The sequence below is a fragment of the Limosilactobacillus agrestimuris genome (assembly GCF_943193105.1).
In the GTDB taxonomy this organism is placed as follows: Bacteria; Bacillota; Bacilli; order Lactobacillales; family Lactobacillaceae; genus Limosilactobacillus; species Limosilactobacillus agrestimuris.
Map to the genome: position 1 here is coordinate 1 of NZ_CALPCW010000025.1, position 1289 is coordinate 1289.

Sequence of the window (1289 nt, forward strand, 5' to 3'; positions counted from 1 at the left end):
CTTAATGTCATCGGCAGTAAATAATTTCATTTCGTAATATTTCTTGTAGACACTAAACATTACATCGTTAGCCATGTGATTACCTCCTACTTAGCTTCTGATTTTAGTTCCGCAATGCTCTTCATAATTGTGGCGTTAACCGTTGCTTGCATGTTGACCTGCTTTTGTAAATCAGCATTAGTTTTCATTAAGCTAGCCATTAACTGTTGCTGTGGACTTGGCGTATTTGTTGGTTCCCCACCATTTAAATGATCGGACTTCAGCCACTCTTCCTTACTCATCCCAAACCACCGTTGTTGTTCTTCATCAAACATTGGCGTTCCATATAGACCGTCAACAGGCTTGATATAAGTTTGACCGACTAGTAATTCAGAACCACGTGGAACAGTAGTTGTCCCAATCAGTTTATTCTTATCAAGCGTGTCATAGAGATATACTGTGACCATATCGTTATTCATCATTTAGCCTCCTCATTTCAATTGGCTAGCGTCAACGACAGCTGAAAATTGGTAAGTAATATAAGCACCAGGAGCATAGATTTCTGAGCTATAATTGTCTCCAGAATTCCACAATCCAATTTGACTAAAATTTGAATCTTTATCAAGAGTACACAGCATAGTCCGCCGAGGTTGTGTCCCATTTGGTATCAACATAACCGGCCCACCGATCGGCACATTAGAGAAATCAACTTTTGACGCTGCTGGGTTAGTAGCAAAGTCAATGTTTTTCCAAGAGTTTGCTGGAAATTGAGTCCATCCCATGATGTGGACAATTGCAAAATCATTGATGTAGACAAAACGAGCACCAATCCATCCGCTACACCCATTAAGCATCGTGCCACTATACCATTCAGTTCTAATCTTGGACTTTTCCAGTTGAGCATTAACGTCAGTTTTAAATGCACTCATTCTACTAGTAATACTAGAACTCAATGAGTCCATCTGACTAGTTAATTGTTGACGGAATGGATTAACAATTCCATTAATTAAATTAATCGTTTCGGGCTTGTTTAAAACCGCGTGTTGTTCAATCAAATCAGTATAAGCACCAACCGTTGTCTTCATTGAATCAACCTGGTTAAGCAATTGTTGCGCATTCATTTCACGTAGTGCTTGATTGATCTTAGCCCGGGTTTTTTCCAGTTCAGGAATAAATGGTCGAACGCTAATCCCCATTTCAATCTGATTAGGCAATACATTCAACGTTAAATTAATGGTTGAAATATCGCCACCATTTTCATCTTGAATTTTGAAAAAGGCTTCTTGCCACTTGCCCTCTTTTTGAAAAAT

The 1289-nt window shown here is 38.9% G+C and carries 2 protein-coding genes; both read right to left on the minus strand.

Annotated features, from left to right (window positions below; genetic code table 11):
* Positions 1-86 precede the first annotated feature (86 nt).
* A complete protein-coding gene (locus tag NFR46_RS09360; RefSeq protein WP_251576749.1) occupies positions 87-461 on the minus strand; it encodes a hypothetical protein in 375 nt (124 codons plus the stop codon).
* Positions 462-470: 9 nt separating this feature from the next.
* The coding region (locus NFR46_RS09365; RefSeq protein WP_251576751.1) for a hypothetical protein at positions 471-1289 on the minus strand (819 nt) is incomplete at its 5' end.

Excerpts from the sequence above, each read along its gene's own strand:
- NFR46_RS09360 (WP_251576749.1), bottom strand. The coding sequence starts at position 461 with ATGATGAATAACGATATGGTCACAGTATATCTCTATGACACGCTTGAT.